Source organism: Zhongshania sp., from assembly GCF_041584495.1.
Classification (GTDB): Bacteria; Pseudomonadota; Gammaproteobacteria; order Pseudomonadales; family Spongiibacteraceae; genus Spongiibacter.
The window spans coordinates 1-5,246 of sequence record NZ_JBFHDY010000172.1 but is presented as its reverse complement, the minus strand read 5'-3'; the positions used below and the strand labels follow the sequence as shown (position 1 = coordinate 5,246).

Genomic DNA, 5,246 nt, shown 5'->3' with positions numbered 1-5,246 from the left:
TTGAACCGCAACTGGTCAAGAAGCACCAGACCCACCTCACCAATGAGATAGAGCGGAAGATTCTCGCTCTGTTTGCGCTGGGCACCAGTTATCAGGACATTCGCGGCCATATCGAAGATCTGTATGGCATCAGCGTGTCCAACGGCACCCTTAACACCATTACGGACAAGTTGTTGCCGGAACTGCAAGCCTGGCGAGAGCGCGATCTGGATGTGATTTATCCCATCGTCTGGCTCGACGCCATTCACTATAAAATTAAAGAGAACGGTCGCTATATCAGTAAAGCCATTTACACTATTCTCGGCCTGAACATTGAGGGCAAAAAAGAGCTGCTGGGGCTTTACCTTTCAGATCAGGAAGGCGCTCATCATTGGCTGAGCGTTCTCACCGACCTCTATAACCGCGGCGTCAAGGATATCCTGATCGCCTGCGTAGATGGTCTGAAGGGCTTCCCAGAAGCCATTGAGAGCGTGTACCCCCACACCGAGATTCAGCACTGCATCATTCACCAGATTCGCAACTCGCTGAAGTACGTGGCGTCGAAGAATCAGAAAGCGTTTATGGCTGACCTGAAGTGCGTTTACAAAGCCGCCACACTCAATGCTGCCGAGATCGCTCTCGACGATCTCGAAGCAAAGTGGGGAGATAAATACCCCATGGTTATTAAGTCCTGGCGAAGTAAATGGCCGACCTTATCAGCCTATTTTAAGTACCCGGACTACGTGCGAACGGCGATCTATACCACCAATGCCGTAGAGGCGGTACACCGCCAGTTTCGCAAACTGACCAAGACCAAAGGCGGATTTGCGAACGAGAACAGCTTACTGAAGCTGCTCTATGCTGGTATGCTGAAAGCCTCCGAGCGGTGGACACACCCGGTTCAAAACTGGAATCTGACGCTATCTCAGCTGACCATTCACTTCCCGGAGAGATTGGATGATCATATCAACTTATAGCATCCGTTAGGCTGACACAGAGTTTTGAACACCCTCTTTTGTCAATTTTAGAGTGCCTGTCCATTTGCCCACGATTTAGAAAAAAGCGTGAACGAATTGTCGTACTGTAAGGCCATCAAAACTCCCTGAATTCATCACCAAAACAGCCATGTTTATCTACAAATTGATTGTAGGCTTGTATGGCGTTCTTGTTTTCATCGGCTCATTTCTCAGAATTTAACTTTGCTAATTTGTCGCTAAGGGCTTGCTCAAGTGTTGCCGAGAGATTGGTTTTTAAGTCTTTGCAACTTTTGAGTAAATTGCGGTTTAAACCAAGGTTTGTAGACTCTTTTGGGGATTTTTGGGTAAATAGGCGCTGCATGATTTTGTCCGCTAGCCGAATACATAGCTATCATTCTGCGCATGTATGGGTGTATTGCAAGCCCTAGCTAAATCTTGATGCCCCGAGCCTTGGTCGCCATTTAGTCCTTTGCCTCCCTGCCTAAAGTCGCTACAATCGCCCCACCAAAGGTGCTCTGTAAAGAGATAATCGGGAAGTCTGGTGTGTATTAAATCCAGCGCTGCCCCCGCATCGGTAATTAAGCTAGGTTCGCCATAACCACTGTGCCACGGCATGGGAAGGGGGGAACCGAGGAGATATCCGCTTATGAGCCCGAAGACCGGCCATTGGTTTCATTCACAGAACATCGCACGGCGGGTGCGAGGAGATTTCATGTACTCTCGGTTTTCTGCGCAATTTCCAGCGCTGGAATTCGGCTTTGTTGCCGCTATTCCCCTTATTCCCTCGTTTTTCATAACGCGTGTAGTTCGCGTTGCTAAGCTATTCCGTTTGCCGGTCTTATTCTACATCCCACGTTTGTTCTGAGTTTTATTGTATCGCGTCGTCGTTAATTTAACGGCGATATAAGTACGTTCAGAATTTCTAAAGGAGTAGGAAATGACACTGCGTTTGCACGTTCAAAAGTTGGTTACTGGTCGTTCTCGTTTAACAAAGGGCGGGGTCACGTATGCCTACTGACATTTTATGTCCGGCGGTGTTTTTGGCTGCGCCCGCTTCGGGCCAGGGTAAAACCACAATTACTGCGGCTATTGCCCGCTACCACCGTTTGCAGGGCCGCGAGGTGCGCATTTTTAAAATGGGCCCCGATTATTTAGACCCGCAAATTCTAGAGCAGGCCTCTGGTCACCCAGTTGCCCAGCTTGATCTGTGGATGGCGGGCGAGGCCTATTGCCGAGATCAGTTTTATCGCGCGGCGCAAACCGCCGATTTGATTTTGGTGGAGGGCGCCATGGGTATGTTCGACGGCGATCCATCGAGCGCGGATTTGGCGCGTACCTTTGATATTCCCATTGTGCTAGTTATGGACGTGAAGGGCATGGCGCAAACCGCAGCGGCCTTGGCCTGTGGCCTAGCCAATTACCGCGACGACGTTGCGGTGACGGGCCTAATTGCCAATCACTGCGCCTCTGAACGCCATCGCCAGCTGATTGCCGACGCCCTGCCAGCAAGCCTGCCCTTACTGGCGAGCTTTGCCAATACGCCGACTATTCGCCTACCGGAACGTCATCTTGGTTTGGTGCAGGCCTGTGAAGTGCGCGAGGAATTAGAAACCTGCTTTAACGCCGCCGCCGAGTTGGTTGGCGCCAGTAGCTTGGCTAATTTACCGCCACCAGTGCGCTTTTCTGCCCAGTCAATTGCGCCGCCACCGCGCTTATTGGCTGGGGTAAAAATTGCGATTGCACAGGATGAGGCCTTTAGTTTTATTTACCCAGCTAACACCCAGTTGTTAACCGCGATGGGCGCCGATCTGCAATTTTTCTCGCCAATTCACGATACTAAATTGCCCGAGGTCGACGCCCTGTGGTTGCCCGGTGGCTACCCGGAGTTACACGCACACGCGCTGGCGGCGAATACCGCAATGCACGGGGAAATTCAGCAGTTTTACGCGAGCGGCAAAGGGATTTTGGCCGAGTGTGGCGGCTTTATGTATTGCCTAGAAAGCCTGAAGGATTTGGCGGGTACGCGCCATAGCATGCTGGGACTGTTGGCTGGTCACGCAGCCATGCGTGGCCGTGGTGGTTGCCAAGGTATGCAGAGCGCGGTACTGCCCGAGGGCGAGCTGCGCGCCCACGCCCACCATCGCTCCCAATCAGAAAATACCCCAGAACCGATTGGCTACGGCAGGCGGCCAAAGCACCCCGCGCCGGGCGAGTCCATATACCGGCAGCGGGGTTTAACCGCCTCGTATTTGCACTTGTTCTTTCCTTCGGCACCCGAGGTAATCGCCAAGGTGTTTTTGCCGCATACCCAAGTAAAGGATGCAGATCGTGTCAGGGATTAGTCTTTCAATTCTCGCCCTAGGTTTCTCGCTGGGCTTTGTTCACGCCATGGATGCAGATCATGTTATGGCGGTGTCGGCCCTTAGTAATCGCCATCGTGACGATGGCAAAAAGCGCGGCATAGCGGGAAATTTGGCACTGACCTTGCGACACTGTAGTCACTGGGCATTGGGTCATGGCGTGGTCTTGCTGCTGAGCGCAGGCGTGGTGTTTGGGCTGGGGCTGAGCTTGCCTGCGCGCCTAGGGCATTTTGCCGAACTGGCAGTGGGCTTGGTGCTGGTCGTGATTGGCGGTTCGCTGTTATGGCAATTACGACGGGAGCGGGTGGTGGTATTGCGTCATAAGCACCAGCACGAGCATGGCGAGCTGGAGCATGTACATTTAGTAAAAAGCAGTACAGCGACTGATGCCTGTCCCAATTCCGCAAGCCCAATAAAACACAGCGCAATGCCTGCGGCCAAAGCCCATACCCCAGTGATGGTTGGCGCCCTGCACGGCTTGGCTGGCAGCGCCCCAGCCTTGGCCTTGGTGCCGGTGATTAATGATATGGCGTTACTGTCGGCGCTGCTTTATGTCTTGGTTTTTTCCTGCTCGGTGCTATTGGGCATGGTGGTGTTCGGCTTGGGCCTTGGCAGTGTGCAATCGTATTTGGCTCAGCGCCACAGCAATTTATTTGATTTGTTCAGGCAGGCCTTAGGCGCGGCCACGGTGGTGTTTGGCGTGGTGTGGTTTGTGCAGGCGCTATAAACTATGTGGCCCGAGAGCGCAGATGCCAGCCAAAACGCTAATCCAGTTACGCCGCTGCGCAGCGGCTTAACCACGGGTAGCTGCGCCACAGCATGTGCGGTAGCAGCGGCGAGAAAACTTCTCTTCGATGAGTCGATAAGCTGCGCCAGTATTACCTTGCCCAAGGGTAAAGTAGTGGACTTGCCGATTGCGTATCTGGCCCCCGCGGGGGCAGGGGTACTGGCCAAAACCATTAAAGACGCGGGTGATGATCCCGACGTTACCCACGGTGCCACGGTGTTTGTTCATCTCGCTTTAAGCGCCAACAGCGGCATGCATTTTCGTGCCGAGCGCGGTGTGGGCACGATTACCCGCAGTGGCTTGGCCTTGGCGGTGGGCGAGCCAGCGATTAATCCGGTGCCACGGCAAATGATTCGCCAGCATCTGCAAGGTATTGCTGAGGGGGCGGATTACCACGGCGGCTTTGATATTGGTATTGGCATCGAAAACGGCGAAGTCCTCGCCTTAAAAACCATGAATCCGCGTTTGGGGATTCTTGGTGGCCTGTCGGTGTTGGGCACCAGCGGCATTGTGCGGCCGTTCTCTTGTAGCGCCTATATTGCCTCTATTCACCAAGGTATTGATGTGGCGGCGAGCAATGGCTACGGGCATATTGCCGCCAGTACTGGCAACCAAAGTGAAGGTTTTATTCGAGGCCATTATCAGCTAGACGATATGGCGCTTATCGAAATGGGCGACTTTGTTGGCGCGGTCTTAAAGTACTTGCGCCGTAAGCCCATCGCCAAATTAAGTCTCTGCGGCGGCTTCGGCAAAATAAGTAAATTGGCGGCGGGGCATTTAGATTTACACAGCCGCGCCTCAAGCATCGACTTTGCGAAATTGGTCGATTGGGCCGTGCAAGCAGGGGCCACCGCTGGGCTCTGCAGCCAAGTTGAAAATTCCAACACTAGTATCGAGGCGTTAAACCTATGCCACGCAGCGGGGCTAGATCTCGCTGCCGTTGTCTGTAATCAAGCGCTAATTCAAGCGCGGCGCATTGTTCCGCGCACCACGGAGTTAGAGGTTTGGGCAATAAATCGCCGTGGCGAAGTCGTCGGCCATGCCAGTGATTTCTCGGCTAACACTACGGCACTAGCGCAATGACGATGTTAATACTGGGCGGCACCAGTGAGGCCAAGGCCATTTGTCAGCAGTTAGCCAATA

5 protein-coding genes, 1 pseudogene and 1 riboswitch are annotated in these 5,246 nt (G+C 53.3%); of the genes and pseudogenes, 5 read left to right on the top strand and 1 reads right to left on the bottom strand.

What is annotated here, in order from left to right; translation table 11 throughout:
- Positions 1 to 956: IS256 family transposase (locus ABYP33_RS17285; protein WP_373092402.1), on the top strand; the 956-nt coding region annotated here is incomplete at its 5' end.
- Positions 957 to 1,071: 115 nt separating this feature from the next.
- Here ABYP33_RS17285 and ABYP33_RS17280 read toward each other — a convergent pair.
- Positions 1,072 to 1,317: pseudogene (locus ABYP33_RS17280) on the bottom strand (type II toxin-antitoxin system CcdA family antitoxin).
- A gap of 130 nt (positions 1,318 to 1,447) precedes the next feature.
- A riboswitch (cobalamin riboswitch) is annotated at positions 1,448 to 1,639 on the top strand.
- Between ABYP33_RS17280 and ABYP33_RS17275 the strand changes: the two are divergent.
- From ABYP33_RS17275 to ABYP33_RS17260, 4 genes are all read left to right on the top strand, one after another.
- On the top strand, positions 1,603 to 1,821 hold the full coding sequence (locus ABYP33_RS17275) for a hypothetical protein (RefSeq protein WP_373092400.1): 219 nt from the start codon (positions 1,603 to 1,605) through the stop codon (positions 1,819 to 1,821). It overlaps the preceding riboswitch by 37 nt.
- A 142-nt stretch (positions 1,822 to 1,963) precedes the next feature.
- Complete coding sequence (locus tag ABYP33_RS17270) at positions 1,964 to 3,298, top strand: cobyrinate a,c-diamide synthase (protein ID WP_373092398.1); 1,335 nt, start codon at positions 1,964 to 1,966, stop codon at positions 3,296 to 3,298.
- Positions 3,285 to 4,043 (top strand): hypothetical protein, encoded by a 759-nt coding sequence (locus ABYP33_RS17265; RefSeq protein ID WP_373092396.1) that lies wholly within the window; start codon positions 3,285 to 3,287, stop codon positions 4,041 to 4,043. The genes ABYP33_RS17270 and ABYP33_RS17265 overlap by 14 nt, the downstream gene beginning before the upstream one ends.
- Positions 4,044 to 4,046: 3 nt before the next feature.
- Positions 4,047 to 5,186, top strand: coding sequence for a cobalt-precorrin-5B (C(1))-methyltransferase (locus tag ABYP33_RS17260; RefSeq protein WP_373092394.1), 1,140 nt, complete (start codon positions 4,047 to 4,049; stop codon positions 5,184 to 5,186).
- Positions 5,187 to 5,246: the final 60 nt, after the last annotated feature.